This is a genomic window from Streptomyces sp. NPDC002884, from assembly GCF_040295245.1.
Classification (GTDB): domain Bacteria; phylum Actinomycetota; class Actinomycetes; order Streptomycetales; family Streptomycetaceae; genus Streptomyces.
The window spans coordinates 209,783-225,879 of record NZ_JBEOVB010000007.1; the positions used below are offsets into that span (position 1 = coordinate 209,783).

A 16,097-nucleotide genomic window follows, 5' to 3' on the forward strand; every position below is an offset into this window, starting at 1 on the left:
AGGACTCGCGGGACGGAGGATTCGCACGGCGCCGACGGCTACTTCCATGGAAGCACTCCCGGCACGCTCCGCAACCCGGGCGCCCGGGTTCCGTCCGCACACCCGAGCGGAACCGGCATCCCGTGCCACACCGCGACGATCCCACCCTGATCGCCTGTCAGCTGACGCTCTGAAACCGCCCCGACACAACATCTGGGGGTGGCGTGACAGGTGAGCACAAGATGTATGCTCATGCTCGCTGTCGCCGCAGGGGAATCCGGTGCGAATCCGGAACTGTCCCGCAACGGTGTACTCGCGTGCATCCATACCCGTATGCGCACGCCTGTTCAGTCCGAGGTCCTGTCGACAGCGCGCCCGGCCGTCCGGTCCGGGTGCCCTGACGTCCGGGTCTCGTGGAGTGGGCCGGTGGACGCGACGCCCCCGCGCGCTCGTGTGCTGCCCCCTGCCCTGCGCAAGGCCCACCGCCGAGCGAGGGAGAGCCCCACGTGACCATCGCGCCAGCCGAACCGGTTTCAGTCACCGAGCCTGAGACCGACGGTCCCGGTACCGCGTTGCTGCGGACCCTGACCGAGCTGACCGCCGATCTGCCCGACGCCGACCCCGGCCGGGTCGCCGCCGCCGCCCTGCGCGGCCGGTCCGCGCGGGCTGCCTCCGAGGTCACCGCGGAGCTGCGCGAGCTGGCCACGGAGGCCGCCGCGGGCCTGATCTCCGAGGACCCCGCCTACTCGAAGCTGGCCGCCCGGCTGCTGACGATCAGCATCGCCGCGGAGGCCGCCTCCCAGGGCGTCACCTCGTTCACCGGATCGGTCGCCGTCGGCCACCGCGAGGGCCTGATCGCCGACCGCACCGCCGAGTTCGTGCGCGTCCACGCGGTCCGCCTCGACGCCCTGATCGACGAGGCGGGCGACGACCGCTTCGGCTACTTCGGGCTCCGCACCCTGCACAGCCGCTACCTCCTGCGGCACCCGATCACCCGCAAGGTCGTCGAGACACCGCAGCACTTCCTGCTGCGCGTCGCCTCCGGCCTCGCCGAGGACGACACGGCGCGTTCCGTGGACGAGGTCGCCGCGCTCTACGGGCTGATGAGCCGCCTGGACTACCTCCCGTCCTCCCCCACGCTCTTCAACTCCGGTACCCGGCACCCCCAGATGTCGTCCTGCTACCTCCTCGACTCCCCGCTGGACGAGCTGGACTCCATCTACGACCGCTACCACCAGGTGGCCAGGCTGTCGAAGCACGCCGGCGGCATCGGACTGTCGTACTCCCGCATCCGCAGCCGCGGTTCGCTGATCCGCGGCACCAACGGGCACTCCAACGGCATCGTGCCGTTCCTGAAGACGCTCGACGCCTCGGTCGCCGCGGTGAACCAGGGCGGCCGGCGCAAGGGCGCGGCGGCGGTCTACCTGGAGACCTGGCACTCCGACATCGAGGAGTTCCTGGAGCTGCGGGACAACACCGGTGAGGACGCCCGCCGGACGCACAACCTGAACCTCGCGCACTGGATCCCGGACGAGTTCATGCGCCGGGTCAACGCCGACGCCCCGTGGTCGCTGTTCTCCCCCGCCGACGTGCCCGAGCTCGTCGACCTGTGGGGCGAGGAGTTCGACGCGGCCTACCGCAAGGCCGAGGAGGCGGGCCTCGCGAAGAAGACCATCCCGGCCCGTGATCTCTACGGCCGCATGATGCGCACCCTCGCGCAGACCGGCAACGGCTGGATGACCTTCAAGGACGCGGCCAACCGCACCGCCAACCAGACGGCCGAGCCGGGCCACGTCGTGCACTCCTCCAACCTGTGCACCGAGATCCTGGAGGTCACGGACGACGGCGAGACGGCGGTCTGCAACCTGGGTTCGGTGAACCTGGGCGCGTTCGTCGACACGACGGCCGGCACGATCGACTGGGAGCGGCTGGACGAGACCGTCCGCACGGCCGTCACCTTCCTCGACCGGGTCGTCGACATCAACTTCTACCCGACCGAGCAGGCGGGCCGCTCCAACGCCCGCTGGCGGCCGGTCGGCCTGGGCGCGATGGGCCTCCAGGACGTCTTCTTCAAGCTGCGGCTGCCCTTCGGCTCCCCCGAGGCGAAGGCGCTGTCCACCCATATCGCCGAGCGCATCATGCTCGCCGCCTACGAGGCCTCCGCCGAGCTGGCCGAGCGCAACGGCCCGCTGCCGGCCTGGGAGAAGACCCGTACGGCCAGGGGCGTCCTGCACCCGGACCACTACGGCGTCGAGTTCACCTGGCCCGAGCGCTGGGCGGCCCTGCGCGAGCGGATCGCGCGGACCGGCATGCGCAACTCCCTGCTGCTCGCCATCGCGCCCACCGCCACCATCGCGTCCATCGCGGGCGTGTACGAGTGCATCGAGCCGCAGGTGTCCAACCTGTTCAAGCGCGAGACGCTGTCCGGCGAGTTCCTCCAGGTCAACTCCTACCTGGTGCAGGACCTCAAGGACCTCGGCGTCTGGGACGCCCGCACCCGTGAGGCACTGCGCGACTCCAGCGGCTCGGTGCAGGACTTCGCCTGGATCCCGGACGACGTGCGCGCCCTGTACCGCACGGCGTGGGAGATCCCGCAGCGCGGCCTGATCGACATGGCCGCCGCCCGTACCCCGTACCTCGACCAGGCCCAGTCCCTGAACCTGTTCCTGGAGACGCCGACCATCGGCAAGCTCTCCTCGATGTACGCGTACGCCTGGAAGTCGGGCCTGAAGACGACGTACTACCTGCGCTCGCGCCCGGCGACCCGCATCGCCCGCGCCGCACAGGCACAGGCACAGGCACAGGCCACCGTCCCCGTCCAGCAGGTGGCCGAGCCCGACGCCGTCGCCTGCTCCCTTGAGAACCCCGAGTCCTGCGAGGCCTGCCAGTAATGACCACCGCACCCGAGAAGACCGAGAAGAACCTGCTCGACCCGGGCTTCGAGCTGACCCTTCGCCCGATGCGCTATCCGGACTTCTACGAGCGCTACCGGGACGCCATCAAGAACACCTGGACCGTCGAGGAGGTCGACCTCCACTCGGACGTCGCCGACCTGGCGAAGCTGTCCGAGGGTGAGCAGCACATGATCGGCCGGCTGGTCGCGTTCTTCGCGACGGGCGACTCGATCGTGGCGAACAACCTCGTGCTGACGCTGTACAAGCACATCAACTCCCCCGAGGCGCGCCTCTACCTTTCGAGGCAGCTCTTCGAGGAGGCCGTGCACGTCCAGTTCTATCTGACGCTCCTGGACACCTACCTCCCCGACCCGGAGGACCGCACCGCCGCCTTCGCCGCCGTGGAGAACATCCCCTCCATCCGCGAGAAGGCCGAGTTCTGCTTCAGGTGGATCAACGAGGTCGAGAAGCTGGACCGGCTGGAGAGCAAGGCCGACCGCCGTCGCTTCCTGCTCAACCTGATCTGCTTCGCCGCGTGCATCGAGGGCCTGTTCTTCTACGGCGCCTTCGCGTACGTCTACTGGTTCCGCAGCCGGGGTCTGCTGCACGGCCTCGCCACGGGCACCAACTGGGTGTTCCGTGACGAGACGATGCACATGAGCTTCGCCTTCGAGGTGGTCGACACCGTCCGCAAGGAGGAGCCGGACCTCTTCGACGACCAGCTCCAGGACGAGGTGACGGCCATGCTGCGGGAGGCCGTCGAGGCCGAGCTCCAGTTCGGGCGCGACCTGTGCGGCGAGGGGCTGCCGGGTATGAACACCGACTCGATGCGGCAGTACCTGGAGTGCGTCGCCGACCAGCGTCTGTCGCGGCTCGGGTTCGCCCCGGTGTACGGCTCGGAGAACCCCTTCTCCTTCATGGAGCTCCAGGGTGTTCAGGAGCTGACCAACTTCTTCGAGCGCCGTCCGTCGGCGTACCAGGTCGCGGTGGAGGGCACCGTCGACCTGGACGAGGACTTCTGAGCCGTCCTCTCCCCACGGGCCTCCTGGGCCTCCCTGATCTGCCGGTCGGCGCGCCGGTCGCGCACGATGCCGAGCACGGACGGGAGGACCAGGAGGACGAGGATCCCGAGGACCATGAGCATTCCGATGAGGCCTTCGATCTGGTTCGTGTTCATGGACACCAGTCTCCTGTCGGACACTCCTGACCGTGAGTGGCAGGACTGCCGCACACCTTCAAATTCCTGCCACTTCGGGTGCACACTGGCAGCATGCTGAAAAACGTGGCGGCCGTCCTCCTCGACGGCGTACATCCCTTCGAACTCGGCGTCGTCTGCGAGGTCTTCGGCCTCGACCGCAGCGACGAGGGGCTGCCGGTGTACGACTTCGCCGTGGTGTCGGCGGAGGGGCCGGTCCTCGGCACCCACGTCGGCGGGCTCACCGTGTCCACGCCGTACGGCCTCGACCGGCTGGAGGAGGCCGACCTGATCGCCGTACCGGCCGCGGACTCGAACGTCGACCGCGCGTATCCGCCCGAGCTGCTCGCCGCGCTGCGCCGGGCCGTGGACCGGGGCGCCCGGGTCCTCAGCGTCTGCTCCGGGGTCTTCGTGCTGGGCGCCGCGGGGCTCCTCGACGGCCGGCGCTGCGCCGCGCACTGGCGGCACGCGGACGTGCTGGCCCGCCGCTACCCCCGGACGGCCGTCGAGGCGGACGTGCTGTACGTCGACGAGGACCCGGTGATCACCTCGGCCGGCACGGCCGCCGGTATCGACGCCTGTCTGCACCTGGTCCGCAAGGAGCAGGGGCCCGAGGTCGCCAACCGGATCGCCCGGCGGATGGTGGTGCCGCCGCACCGCGACGGCGGCCAGGCCCAGTACATCGAGCGGCCGCTGCCCCGGTCGCGGTGCGACACCGTCGGCGAGGTGCTCGCGTGGATGGAGCAGCACCTCGACGAGGAGATCACGGTGGAGCAGCTCGCGGAGCGGGCCCACATGTCACCGCGCACCTTCGCCCGCCGGTTCCAGCAGGAGACGGGCACCACTCCCTACCGCTGGCTGCTGCGCCAGCGGGTGCTGCTGGCCCAGCACCTGCTGGAGGCGACGGACGAGACGGTGGACGCGATCGCCTGGCGCGCCGGCTTCGGTACGGCCGGCGCCCTGCGCCACCAGTTCGTGCAGGCGCTGGGGACGTCCCCCAACGCCTATCGGCGCACGTTCCGCGGCCCGCAGGCCGTCGCCTGAGCCGCGGCTCTCACCCGGACACCGCCCGCAGCCGCAGCCGGCGCGGCCGCAGCGTGATGCCGATGTGCGTCCGGTTGTCGGAGCCCGGCACCGCCTCGAAGCGGAACGCGGACGCCACCACCGCGGCGATCAGCGTCAGCTCGGCCATCGAGAAGTGGTCGCTCGGGCACTTCCGGTTGCCGACACCGAACGGCGTCATGGCGTACTTCGGCACCTCCGGGGAACGGCCGGGCAGCCAGCGGTCGGGATCGAACTCCGTGTGCCGCTCGTACGACCGCGGATCGCGCTGTACGGCGTACGGGCTGTAGACGATGTCGGCGCCCGCGGGAATGCGGTAGCCGCCGAGCTCGGTCTCGGTCACCGCGCGCCGGGTCAATATCCATACGGCGGGATACAGCCGCATGGTCTCGACGATGACATTGGCGGTGTGCTGGAGCTTTCGGACGTCGCCGAATGCGACCGGTCGGTCTCCTACGACGCTTTTCACCTCTTCGCGGATCTTGTCCACCTGGTCGGGGTGCTCGGTGAGCACGTGGAGCAGCGACATGACCACCGAGCCGGCTGTTTCGCTGCCCGGTGTGAGTATCGCGATGACCTGGTCGTGGATCTCCTGTTCCCCGATCGGGTCGCCATTGTCGTCCTTCGCCTCCAGCAAAGCCGTCAGCAAATCGTCCGGCTTTTGACCGGATGCCCGCCGGTCGGCGATGATCTCGTCCACCAGCCGATGCAGATCGGCCAGCGCCCGGTTGAATTCGCGGTTGGCCGGAATCGGTACCCGATAAAGCGGCCCGAGGGGCACCACCATGCGCTGGTACATACCGGCGAACAGTGTGGCGAGCGCGGAGGTGATGCGCTCGGACCGGGCGTCCATATAGCTGCCGCGCATCAGACAGCGGGCGGAGATGCGCACGGACACCCGGAAGGACTCCGCGGTGACGTCGAGGACCTCGCCGTTCCGCCAGCGCTCGACGAGCGCGTACGCCTCCTCCTCCATGATCGGCCCGTAGCCGGGGATGGCGTCGAGCCGGAACGCGGGCTGGATCGTGCGCCGCTGGCGGCGGTGCAGCGGGCCGTTGGCCGTGGCCACGCCCTCCTTGCCGAGCAGGCTCTCCAGGGACTCCCACAGGGGTCCCGAGATGATGTAGTCCGGGCTGAGCGCCAGGGCGCCGGTGAGGTCCGGCGCGGTGACGGCGTACACCGTCTTGGGGCCGAGCCTGAGGCGGACGATGTCGCCGTGGTCGCGGAGCCGGGCCAGGAAGGCCAGCGGATCGCGGGCCAGCTTCCAGCCGTGTCCGAGGAGCGGAACCCTGCCACCGGCCAACGGTGGCTCACGCAGTTCGGGCGCCGCGGGGGTCGCGGGTTTCGCCGACTCGACGGTCATTTCTCACCTGCCGCTTCGTTGTTGACGTACGGGGGCGTGGACCGGTCGTCCCAGCTGTCGACCATGTATCGGCCGGACTCGTGGTGGAACCAGTAGACGGAACTGAACCAGTTCCGCATATTGCCGAGGCAGGACCGCACGGCGGCGCCGAGTTGGTTTCCGCGAACCGTCCCGTCGGCGAGCCGGTCGGCAAGAAGCAAGACGTCCTTCTCGACGACGAGGAACTCGGAAATGCATTCCTCGACGCGTCGCCTGACTTCCTTGACCGCCTCTTCGAGGGTCAGTCCCTCATGGGTGATGAGACTGATTCCGAGATTGTGCACCTCATCGCCCGCTATTTCCTTGGGAAGCGAGCAGAGGTCGTTGTACCAGGCGGCAAATTCCTGACTCAGCAGCGCCGCTCGGCGAAATGCGGGGTGTTTCCTCACCGGGTCCGGGAGTTCGTGTCCCGCACTCGGCTCCAGCAGGTCGGTCCAGATCCAGTGCGCGAAGGTGAGCCGACGCAGCGCCAGGTATTCCTCGACTCCGGGAATGCGCCCTTCGATTCGGTTGTGGAATTCCCGGTCGTACGCGTCGATCACGGCGTGGAAGTGCCGGGCGAACCGGGCGTTCCAGGTCCCGGGAAGGAAGGAGTGCAGCCGGCTCACACTGTCCGCGAGCCCGGCGACCAGCGGATCCGGGTGGCGCAGATGCTCCGCCGGGGAGTCCAGGGCCGCGTGCAAGCGGAACCTGAGCCGCCGCCAGGAGGACGTCCGGCCGTGCACGACGTCACGGTCGTGCCGGTCGTCCCAGACGAAGAACCACGTGCTGTAGTCGGCGATGGCCTGCATGACCTCGTCGGGTGCGCCGAGGTAGAAGCCCGCCATCAGGTCGGTGTAGCAAAGTCCGTCGGCATATTCTGCGACCTTGTCCGCCGACATCAACCGCATTTCCAGCAGCCAGGAGCGCGTCTTCTCCTGCAACTGAGGCCAATACGGATGCAGTTGCCGGGGAAACGCCGCCTCGATGACTGGAAGAGAGAGCGAGGGAGGGACCGCGGGCGCGGCCACCGTCGCTGTGGTGCTGTATGTGGTGCTGTATGGGAAAGCTGGCACGGACAACCCCTCTCAGCCGCCAGTGGGCGCACACCCCTCGCCCCGTGCCGGGCGTGCGCCGTTGCGTATCCCCGCACTTCCCATTCAGCACTACAACTGACCGTTCTGGGAACGGATTTGCTTCATTCACCACCCCAACATGCCGAGAATCCACCCCCGCATGACTGGTTACGGATCAGCAGATGTGCAGTAGATGTGCGTAAGCGATCGAACGTCCGTCGGACACACGAACGACGCCCGGCCGGAGGGATCCCGGCCGGGCGTCGTGGTGGTGCGGACGAGCTCAGTCGTTGGCGACCACGGGGTAACGGGGCTCGTTCTCGGCCATCTGCCGCAGGGCGTCCTTGCGTTCACGCTTGGACAGACGGTCGATGTAGAGGTAGCCGTAGAGGTGGTCGGTCTCGTGCTGCAAACACCGAGCGAAGTATCCGGTGCCGCGCACCTTGATCGGGTTGCCCTTCTCGTCCTGCCCGGTCACTTCGGCGTAGTCGGGACGGGCCAGCGGCGCGTAGGCGGTGGGCACCGACAGACAGCCCTCGTTGCTGTCGTCCAGCCGGCGCCGGTCGGCGGGCAGCTCGACGAGCTCGGGGTTGCAGACGACGCCGGTGTGCCGGACGCCCTCGTCGTCGGGGCAGTCGTAGACGAAGACCTTCCGGTCGACACCGATCTGGTTGGCAGCCAGGCCCACTCCCTCGGCGACGTGCTGCGAGGCGAACATGTCCGCGACCAGCTGCCGCAGCTCCTCGCCGAACTCGGTGACGTCCTTGCACTCCTTGTGCAGCACCGGGTTCCCGACGACGGTGATCGGCCGCGAGGTACCGGCCTCACGCCATGCCAGCTCGCGCGCCTCCGCCTCCTCGGTGTCGATGACGAAGCCCTCGTCGTCCACGGGGAGCACGCCCGCGTGCTGCTGATCGGTGTCCTGCTGGGCCATGACCGACGATGCCTTCCTCAGTGGAACAGGGGTGAAGTTGCTGATACAGGGTACGGGGATCGCGCTCCCGGGGGCGCGGGGCCGGATCGATACGCGGCTCCGCCGCGACGGGGCCCCGCTCGAGCGAAGCCGCGTGGGGCAGCGACCTGCCACGACGACGCCGCGGCGATCCCCGGACCTAACAGACCTCTTCCAGGTCCCGCCAGTCCCTGGAATCCGGGCTGTCCGCGACCCAACCGTCCAGCAGCCCCCGGACGAGAGAAGCCGGGGCGGCCACGCCGCACTCCCGCTCCGGCACCCACAGCTGCCCGTCCGTCCGGTGCCCGAGCGGACCCGGATGCCCCGGCTCGCTGTGGTCGTGCGGGTCGAGGTGCTCGCCGTCACCCTCGTCGGACGGCATGCGCGACTCCGAGCACATCCGGCAGAGCAGCCGCACCGACGACGACCAGTCCTCGGCCGCGAAACCGGCGTCGGCCGCCAGCTGCTCCAGCGCGTCCCGGTCGGACTCGGTGGCCGCCTCCAGCAGGACGACCCAGGTCGGCACCGGCGACGGCGCCCACAGCTCGATCTCGTCGAAGACCGGGTAGGAGTGGCCCGTGGCGGTGGTCCGCTCGCCGTGCGGCACCCCGTCGTGCAGCACGACCTCGCCCCAGCGCCGCCCGGACGAGGGCAGCGGGATGGACAGCACCTCGATCCGGGCGGGGTCCAGCCGCCGCCCCCACACCACCTCGGCCTCGCCCTCGGGCGACAGCCGTACGGCCGCGCTGCCCAGGTCCATGCCGACCGGCTCGCCCGCGCCTATGGCGTCGCCGGGCACCCGCAGCCCGTACGCCTGCCAGGCGCGGCGGGCCAGCGGCCAGTCCTGGAGGGCGGTGGCGGCGATGCCGACGTTCCACCAGTCGGGGGCCCCGGCCTCCCGTTCGAGGAGGGCGACGGCTCGCAGTCCCGCCGTACGGGCCTGCTCCCAGTCGTGCCGGAACTTGTGCAGCAGGGCGAGGTTGAACCAGGACTCGGAAAGCCAGGGCTCCAGGTCGGCCGCACGTGTCAGCAGCGCGCCCGCGTCCTCGTACCGCCCGTCGCCGATCAGCGTGAACGCGCGGTCGGTGGCCTGCCGCCAGGAGGCGGAGGGCCGGTGCCGTCCCTTACCGAAGATCCTCACGATTCCCGCCTGCCAGTTCCGTTCTGTGGGCTGGCCAGTGCCCCCGGACACTCTCTCCCTCGCATCCAACCACGTGTGGCCGGAGGGCCGCTCATTACCCATGGGTTACCCACCTGCCGACAAGGTCAGACAGCCTGCCCGTCACCTGCCACCACCCTGCCCGAGGCTTCCCCGGGGCTGAACGCCCGGGGGTGCCCCCGGCGCGCCGCGCCCGCGTTCCACAGCACCCTGGCCAGTGCCTCGACCACCTCCGGCGCGTACTCCCCGCCGGTGCCGAGCCGCAGCTCCTCCAGGGCGGTGAGGGGCCCACCGGGACCGCTTCCCTGCACCTTCTCCTCGTATGCGTTCACCACCCGGACTATGCGCGCGGCCACCGGCTGCTCCGGGTAGGGGTCGGCCTGCCGCTCGACGACCGTCGCGACCTGGGCGCCCGCCCCCGTCTGGCGGACGACGGCCCCGCCGAGCAGCGCGATCCGCCGCTGCTGCGCCGCCGGCAGCTCGGCGGTGGCCCCTGCCGGGACCGGGTCGACGAGGCTGAGCTGGCCGATGTCGTGCATGAGGGCCGCGTACTCCAGGACGGCCAGCTCGGGCTCCGGCAGCCCCAGGTCCCGGCCCACGGCCTGGCTGAGGGCGGCGACCCGGCGGGCGTGCCCGGCAGGGGTGTACCCGGCGATCTCGGTGGCGCGGGCCAGCGAGGCGATGGTCTGCCGGTAGGTGGCCCGCACCGCCGCGTACCGGCGCAGGGACAGCTGGGTGAGCAGCAGCGGCACCGAGAACACCGGCAGCGCCCACAGCCCGACGACGGCCACCGCGAGCGCCATCACCGCCCCCGTCGCGCAGACCGCCGAGCCGATCCCGGGCACCGCCCGCAGCTCGTCCCGCAGCAGCGGGGCGAACGGCCAGCCGGTCCGGGAGTGGGCGAGCGCGGCGGCGACCACGGCGTCGCACAGGACGGTCAGGACGAGCAGCGCGAGCAGCAGCAGCGCGTAGGCGGGGCCGCTCCAGCCGTCGAACACCCCGCGGTTGTGGAGGGGCTGGAAGCAGACGGCGGCGAACCCGACGGCCAGTACCCGCCGGACCAGGTGGTCGAGGACCGCCTGCCCGCGGGCCAGCTGCGGCACGCTGCCGAGCAGGGAGGCGGCGACCACGACCGCCACGACCTGGGTGACCCCGTGGTGCGTGGGGTGCCCGGCGTGCCCTCCGACCAGCGCGTACGACAGCGACCCCGCGGCGCCGAGCGGCGCGGCCTCACGCAGCGGGGGTCCGCTCTGGGGGCGGGTCAGCTCCCCGACGGCGACGAGGACCCCGAAGGCGAGCGCCACGGGCCGGTCCTCCACGCCTGTCATGAACGTAACGAAGAGGGAGACGGCGACGAGGAGCGCGGCCGAGCACTGGAGGGCGACGTGCGAGCGGCGGACGGTCATCGGCGCACCCCGGACCGGTCGTCCGCCTGCGCGGGCACGCCGGCCCGGTCCTCCTCGGCGGTCACGACCGGATGCCAGCCGTCCCGGGCGATGACGTGCGCCAGCGCCGCGACCATCCGGGGGTCGAACTGGGCGCCCGCGCACCGCCGCAGCTCCTCCAGTGCGACGTGCACCGGCCGGGCCCTGCTGTAGGACCTGGTGGACGTCATGGCGTCGAACGCGTCCGCTACGGCGACCACCCGGGCCGGTTCCGGGATCTGGCTGCCCACCAGCCCGTACGGGTAGCCCTTGCCGTCGATGCGTTCGTGGTGGTGGAGGATCGCCGAGCGGGCCTCGCCGAGGAAGGAGATCCCGCGGGTGATCTCGTGCCCGTACTCGGGGTGCAGCTCGATCACCCGCCGCTCCTGCGGTGTGAGCGGCCCGTCCTTGCGCAACAGCCGGGTGGGGACGCCGAGTTTGCCGACGTCGTGCAGGATCCCGGCGAAGCGGAGCATGTCGATCCGGCTCTCGTCCATCCCCAGTTCGCGCCCGATCAGCACCGAGGCCTGGCCGACGCGTTCGCTGTGTCCGCGCGTGTAGCCGTCCTTGATGTCGACGGCCTGCACCAGGGCGCGAATGGTCGCCTGGTGGGCGGCGCGCTCCCGGTGGTACTGCGCGAACACCCACCACGACACGGCCATCGGGAACAGCACGAGCAGGGCCGCCACCGGCCCGTACGGGCTGCGCCACAGCACCGCCATCATCAGCCCGCCCAGCCCGTGCACGGCCAGCGGCGCCAGGGAGCGCAGGAACAGCCCCCGGCAGACCCGCCGCGGCGGCAGCCCCTCGGCGAGCGCCAGCATCCCGCCGTCCAGCAGGGCGAGCGCGGCGCAGAACACCAGCACGGCCGCCGCCGCCGGCACCAGCGCGTACGGCAGGTCGGAGGCGGCCACCGCGTCCCGCCCGCCGAGCGCGGCGTGCACCCGGGCGGCGGCCCACACGGCGAGCGAGGAGTGGGCGGCCCGCCAGACCCGGCGCAGCAGGAAGGGGCGCCGCTCGACGTGCGAGAACAGCGCCCCGGGCAGCGGGACGAGAGCGGCCGCGGCCGGTGTCAGCAGGAACGCCCCGGCCAGCAGCACGGGGTGGAGGGTGCCCGCGAACCTGCGGCGGGCGATCCGCTCGCCCCCGGCGTACAGGGCGGCGAGCAGGGCGACGGCCCACCAGGGGGTACGCGCGCCGGGCAGCGAGGGAAGGGCGCAGAGCAGGGCGCCGAGGGCGACACAGGCGGCGTAGACGCGCGCCCGCGCCGGAATCCCCTCCATGACGCCTCCCCCAGCCGTACCTGTCCGGGCTCAGGAGCCTAGGACGGCCGGGGGCGGCTCCGCGGGCGTATCACCCGCGGATTAGCACATTCGAGTGACGGCAGCGCTTTCCGGAAGCGGCTCTCCCACAAGCGGGCTCCCTTCGGAGCGGGCCCGCGGAGAGCGGCTCAGCTCTCCTGGGCCGTCGCCGTCACGTCGTGCTCGGGGACGGCCTGGCCGGAGCGGATCAGGTCGATCCGGCCCATGACCTTGGCGCGCAGGTCGGTCGGCACGTCGTCACGCCCGCAGCACCGCTTGACCAGCTTCTTCACGGCCTCCTCCAGCCCGTACTTCTCCAGGCAGGGGGAGCACTCCTCGAAATGGTGCTGGAACTTGTCCCGGTCCAGCGGGGGCATCTCGCTGTCGAGGTACTCGTACAGGTGGTCGAGGACCTCACCGCAGTCCGTCTCGTGCGGATCTCCGCAGCTCATGAGCCCGAACCTTTCGCTTCGTTCGACTCTCCGGCACCGGCCGGGACCAACCCGCGCTCACGGGCATAGTCCTCGAGCATGCCGCGCAGTTGACGGCGGCCCCGGTGCAGCCGGGACATCACCGTACCGATGGGTGTCCCCATGATGTCCGCGATCTCCTTGTACGCAAAGCCCTCTACGTCCGCGAGATACACGGCGATCCGGAACTCCTCGGGGATGGCCTGGAGCGCCGCCTTCACGTCCGAGTCGGGCAGGTGGTCCAGCGCCTGCGACTCCGCGGAGCGCAGACCGGTGGACATGTGCGACTCGGCGCGCGCCAGCTGCCAGTCCTCGATCTCCTCGGCCGCACTGCGCTGGGGTTCACGCTGCTTCTTGCGGTACGAGTTGATGAAGGTGTTGGTGAGGATCCGGTACAGCCAGGCCTTGAGGTTGGTGCCCTCGCGGAACTGGTGGAAGGACGCGTACGCCTTCGCGTACGTCTCCTGCACCAGGTCCTCGGCGTCCGCCGGGTTGCGCGTCATGCGCAGCGCGGCCGAGTACATCTGGTCGAGGAACTCGAGCGCGTCCCGCTCGAAGCGCGCGCTGCGCTCGGCGGTGGATTCCGCGCCCGTCTCCTGGCTCACGCCCTGGCCCTCGGGCAGCTCCGCCTGGCCGTTGTCGGTCCCTGCGTCGGTACCGGTGACCGGACCCACCTCCTCAAGATCGCGGGTAGGACCGAAACCGATCCCACTCGAATCGGAGGATAGACGACTACCCGCGCCTGCCGCCGCTCCAATAGGAGCGGTCCTGGCCGCGTGCAGCACCGTCCAGTCCAGATCGGTGCGGCTGCTGCGGCTCGGGCAGATGGTCGAACCCATGCGGCGGACTTCCTCTCCCACTGACTTCGGTGCCGGTTGTTCAGCACTCCTGTCCGCCTCAACAGCGCCCCGCCCCTCCACATTCCCGCCCGTCACCTCACCCGAGCGGAGCGACCCACCCGACGACCGCGGCGGTGACGACCTCCAGCGTCTCCTCCTGGGTGACCCCGGCCCTCTTGGGCACGGCGAACCCGTGATCGCCGTACGGCACCTCCACGAGGGCGTACCCGCCCGCGGGGAACTCGTCCGGTCCGCCGAAGGGGTCGTTGCCGCCCTGGACGACGAGGGTCGGCACCCCCGCCCCGAGCAGCTCGTCGGCCCGGGACCTCTCCGGTCTCCCCGGCGGGTGCAGCGGAAAGCTCAGCGCGAGCACGGCGTGCGCCCCGAGCTCGCCGGCCGTGCGGCAGGCGACCCGCGCGCCGGCCGACCGGCCGCCCGAGATCACCGGCAGCCCGGGCGCGACGACGGACGGCCAGATCCCGCGCCAGCCGACGTCGAGGGTCTTCGGCGCGGGCGCGACCTTCTTGCCCGCCACCCGCCAGGGCTGCTCCACGAGAGCGACACTCACCCCGTGTCCGGGCAGCACGGCGGCGAGCGCCCGAAGATCGCGGGCCCCGACACCGCCCCCGGCGCCATGGCCGACGGCGAGGACCAGCCTCGGCTCCTCGGCGTGGTGCCAGGTGATGCGGGCGGTGCCCGCGTCGGTCTCCACCGTTTCGGTGCTCACCACTGTTTCGCTGCTCACGTCAGAAGAGTGTGCCCTCCTCGGGCCCCTCCAGCTCCTTCAGCAGCTCCGGGCCGTTGTTGCGGACGCTGCTGACGGCCGTGGACACCGGATAGGCGCGCATCAGTCCGGCCGGCGGGGGTTCCAGGAGGGAGCGCAGGTCGTCGACGTCCGTCCGTGCCGGGTCCAGCCAGGCGTCCCAGCGGTCCGGGGTGAGCATCAGCGGCATCCGGGGGTGGATGTCGGCGAGGGCGTGCGGGCCGTCGGCGGGTGCCACGGCGAGCGGGGAGGTCTCCGCCTCGGTCGTGATCACCGAGCACGTCACCCACCAGGCCTGCGGATGGTCGTCGGGCAGGGTCCGGTCCCGCCAGAACTCGTACAGCCCGGCCATCGCGAAGACCGTGCCGTCGGCCGGGAGCACGAAGTAGGGCTGCTTGCGCGGCCGCTTCTTCTTTCCCTCGACCTCCAGGTCCCGTTCCTGGACGCCGGTGACCCACTCGTAGTAGCCGTCGGCGGGCAGGACGCAGCGCCGGGCGGCGAAGGCGCGGCGGTAGGAGGGCTTCTCGTGGACGGTCTCGGCGCGCGCGTTGATCATCCGCGCGCTCCCCTCGGGGGTCTTCGCCCAGGAGGGGACCAGTCCCCACTTCAGCTTCCGCAGCTGCCGAACCGGACTGCGGTCGTCGGCGTCCTTCACCGGACGGTCGAGGACGGCGTAGACCTCCTTGGTCGGCGCCACGTTGTAGTCGGGCTCCAGGGCCTCCTCGGGCTCCCACTTCTCGACCTCAAAGATTCCTGCGAGATCCTCGGGCCTGCGACTCGCTGCATACCGTCCGCACATACGTGCCACACTGCCAGACTCCGTGAGCCGAAAGGGAGCCACCAGAAAACATGGAGAGCACCGCCGCCCTCGCGCTGCCCGACCTGTGGGACCGCCTCGTCGGCACCCAGTCCGACCCCGACCTGTGGGTGGTGGTGGCCACCGCCGTCGCCGCCCTCGCGGTCGTCGTACCGCACACCCTGTGGCGGATATCGCGCAACGCGATCACCATCGCCCACGAGGGTGGTCACGGCCTGGTCGCGCTGCTGACCGGCCGCCAGCTGACCGGGATCCGGCTGCACTCCGACACCAGCGGCCTGACCCTCAGCCGGGGCAAGCCGCACGGTCTCGGCATGATCCTCACCGCGGCGGCCGGCTACACCGCTCCCCCGCTGCTCGGCCTGGGCGGCGCCTCCCTCCTCGGCGCCGGCCGCATCACCCTGCTGCTGTGGGTGGCGACGGCGCTGCTGGTCGTGATGCTGGTGATGATCCGCAACGCGTACGGCGCCCTCACGGTGGTCCTCACCGGCGGCACCTTCCTGCTGGTGTCCTGGCTGGCGGGACCGCAGGTGCAGGCGGCCTTCGCGTACGCGGTGGTGTGGTTCCTGCTGCTGGGAGGCGTACGGCCCGCCTTCGAGCTCCAGGCGAAGCGCTCGCGCGGAGGCGCGGGCGACTCGGACGCGGACCAGCTGTCCCGGCTGACCCACGTACCGGCGGGCCTGTGGCTGTTCCTGTTCCACGCGGTGAGCCTGTGCGCCCTGCTGGGCGGGGGCAGGTGGCTGCTGGGGCTGTGACGCGGCTCCGAAGCGGCGCGCGCACCGGGG

General features: G+C 70.9%; 15 protein-coding genes and 1 riboswitch. Of the genes, 4 read left to right on the plus strand and 11 right to left on the minus strand.

Annotated features, from left to right (window positions below):
• Nucleotides 1–225 precede the first annotated feature (225 nt).
• Nucleotides 226–361, plus strand: a riboswitch (cobalamin riboswitch).
• A 124-nt stretch (nt 362–485) separates the two neighbouring features.
• Both ABT070_RS17490 and ABT070_RS17495 read left to right on the plus strand, forming a co-directional pair.
• The gene (locus tag ABT070_RS17490) at nt 486–2,870 is read left to right on the plus strand and encodes a ribonucleoside-diphosphate reductase subunit alpha (protein ID WP_351761037.1); all 2,385 of its coding nucleotides are present in this window, start codon (nt 486–488) and stop codon (nt 2,868–2,870) included.
• Nucleotides 2,870–3,895: a ribonucleotide-diphosphate reductase subunit beta gene (locus tag ABT070_RS17495; RefSeq protein WP_351761039.1), complete on the plus strand. Its 1,026-nt coding sequence runs from the start codon at nt 2,870–2,872 to the stop codon at nt 3,893–3,895. Before ABT070_RS17490 ends, ABT070_RS17495 begins: the two co-directional genes overlap by 1 nt.
• Here the strand turns inward: ABT070_RS17495 and ABT070_RS17500 are convergent.
• Nucleotides 3,808–4,050: a hypothetical protein gene (locus tag ABT070_RS17500; protein WP_351761042.1), complete on the minus strand. Its 243-nt coding sequence runs from the start codon at nt 4,048–4,050 to the stop codon at nt 3,808–3,810. The genes ABT070_RS17495 and ABT070_RS17500 overlap by 88 nt on opposite strands.
• Nucleotides 4,051–4,143: 93 nt before the next feature.
• On the opposite strand from ABT070_RS17500, the gene ABT070_RS17505 reads away from it, so the two are divergent.
• Entirely contained in the window at nt 4,144–5,112 is a 969-nt protein-coding gene (locus ABT070_RS17505) for a helix-turn-helix domain-containing protein (protein WP_351761044.1), read from the plus strand.
• Between the two features lie 10 nt (nt 5,113–5,122).
• Here the strand turns inward: ABT070_RS17505 and ABT070_RS17510 are convergent, their stop codons facing one another.
• The 10 genes from ABT070_RS17510 to ABT070_RS17555 form a co-directional block, all read right to left on the minus strand.
• Nucleotides 5,123–6,493 carry a bifunctional albaflavenone monooxygenase/terpene synthase gene (locus tag ABT070_RS17510; RefSeq protein ID WP_351761047.1) on the minus strand — a complete coding sequence of 457 codons (1,371 nt, stop codon included), beginning with the start codon at nt 6,491–6,493 and terminating at the stop codon, nt 5,123–5,125.
• Nucleotides 6,490–7,587 carry an epi-isozizaene synthase gene (gene cyc1 / locus ABT070_RS17515; RefSeq protein WP_451101312.1) on the minus strand — a complete coding sequence of 366 codons (1,098 nt, stop codon included), beginning with the start codon at nt 7,585–7,587 and terminating at the stop codon, nt 6,490–6,492. Before cyc1 ends, ABT070_RS17510 begins: the two co-directional genes overlap by 4 nt.
• 283 nt (nt 7,588–7,870) lie before the next feature.
• Entirely contained in the window at nt 7,871–8,521 is a 651-nt protein-coding gene (gene def, locus ABT070_RS17520) for a peptide deformylase (protein WP_351761052.1), read from the minus strand.
• Between the two features lie 178 nt (nt 8,522–8,699).
• Nucleotides 8,700–9,680, minus strand: a complete 981-nt coding sequence (locus tag ABT070_RS17525) for a tetratricopeptide repeat protein (protein WP_351761054.1) — start codon at nt 9,678–9,680, stop codon at nt 8,700–8,702.
• 125 nt (nt 9,681–9,805) lie between these two features.
• Nucleotides 9,806–11,104 carry an HD-GYP domain-containing protein gene (locus ABT070_RS17530; protein ID WP_351761056.1) on the minus strand — a complete coding sequence of 433 codons (1,299 nt, stop codon included), beginning with the start codon at nt 11,102–11,104 and terminating at the stop codon, nt 9,806–9,808.
• The gene (locus ABT070_RS17535; protein WP_351761059.1) at nt 11,101–12,405 is read right to left on the minus strand and encodes an HD-GYP domain-containing protein; all 1,305 of its coding nucleotides are present in this window, start codon (nt 12,403–12,405) and stop codon (nt 11,101–11,103) included. The genes ABT070_RS17530 and ABT070_RS17535 overlap by 4 nt, the downstream gene beginning before the upstream one ends.
• 167 nt (nt 12,406–12,572) lie before the next feature.
• Nucleotides 12,573–12,875, minus strand: a complete 303-nt coding sequence (gene rsrA, locus ABT070_RS17540) for a mycothiol system anti-sigma-R factor (protein WP_314218767.1) — start codon at nt 12,873–12,875, stop codon at nt 12,573–12,575.
• Nucleotides 12,872–13,732 carry a sigma-70 family RNA polymerase sigma factor gene (locus ABT070_RS17545; RefSeq protein WP_399075413.1) on the minus strand — a complete coding sequence of 287 codons (861 nt, stop codon included), beginning with the start codon at nt 13,730–13,732 and terminating at the stop codon, nt 12,872–12,874. The genes rsrA and ABT070_RS17545 overlap by 4 nt, the downstream gene beginning before the upstream one ends.
• 97 nt (nt 13,733–13,829) lie before the next feature.
• Nucleotides 13,830–14,477 carry an alpha/beta hydrolase family protein gene (locus ABT070_RS17550; protein WP_351761064.1) on the minus strand — a complete coding sequence of 216 codons (648 nt, stop codon included), beginning with the start codon at nt 14,475–14,477 and terminating at the stop codon, nt 13,830–13,832.
• Between the two features lies 1 nt (nt 14,478).
• Nucleotides 14,479–15,294, minus strand: a complete 816-nt coding sequence (locus ABT070_RS17555) for an SOS response-associated peptidase (RefSeq protein WP_351761067.1) — start codon at nt 15,292–15,294, stop codon at nt 14,479–14,481.
• A gap of 50 nt (nt 15,295–15,344) precedes the next feature.
• Between ABT070_RS17555 and ABT070_RS17560 the strand changes: the two genes are divergently transcribed.
• On the plus strand, nt 15,345–16,067 hold the full coding sequence (locus ABT070_RS17560; RefSeq protein ID WP_351761070.1) for a M50 family metallopeptidase: 723 nt from the start codon (nt 15,345–15,347) through the stop codon (nt 16,065–16,067).
• Nucleotides 16,068–16,097 lie beyond the last annotated feature (30 nt).

Coding starts and splice junctions, on each gene's coding strand:
- ABT070_RS17545 (WP_399075413.1), bottom strand. CDS start 13,732: ATGGGTTCGACCATCTGCCCGAGCCGCAGCAGCCGCACCGATCTGGAC.
- ABT070_RS17555 (WP_351761067.1), bottom strand. CDS start 15,294: ATGTGCGGACGGTATGCAGCGAGTCGCAGGCCCGAGGATCTCGCAGGA.
- ABT070_RS17495 (WP_351761039.1), top strand. CDS start 2,870: ATGACCACCGCACCCGAGAAGACCGAGAAGAACCTGCTCGACCCGGGC.
- ABT070_RS17505 (WP_351761044.1), top strand. CDS start 4,144: ATGCTGAAAAACGTGGCGGCCGTCCTCCTCGACGGCGTACATCCCTTC.
- ABT070_RS17500 (WP_351761042.1), bottom strand. CDS start 4,050: ATGAACACGAACCAGATCGAAGGCCTCATCGGAATGCTCATGGTCCTC.
- ABT070_RS17530 (WP_351761056.1), bottom strand. CDS start 11,104: ATGACCGTCCGCCGCTCGCACGTCGCCCTCCAGTGCTCGGCCGCGCTC.
- def (WP_351761052.1), bottom strand. CDS start 8,521: ATGGCCCAGCAGGACACCGATCAGCAGCACGCGGGCGTGCTCCCCGTG.
- ABT070_RS17535 (WP_351761059.1), bottom strand. CDS start 12,405: ATGGAGGGGATTCCGGCGCGGGCGCGCGTCTACGCCGCCTGTGTCGCC.
- rsrA (WP_314218767.1), bottom strand. CDS start 12,875: ATGAGCTGCGGAGATCCGCACGAGACGGACTGCGGTGAGGTCCTCGAC.
- ABT070_RS17510 (WP_351761047.1), bottom strand. CDS start 6,493: ATGACCGTCGAGTCGGCGAAACCCGCGACCCCCGCGGCGCCCGAACTG.
- ABT070_RS17560 (WP_351761070.1), top strand. CDS start 15,345: ATGGAGAGCACCGCCGCCCTCGCGCTGCCCGACCTGTGGGACCGCCTC.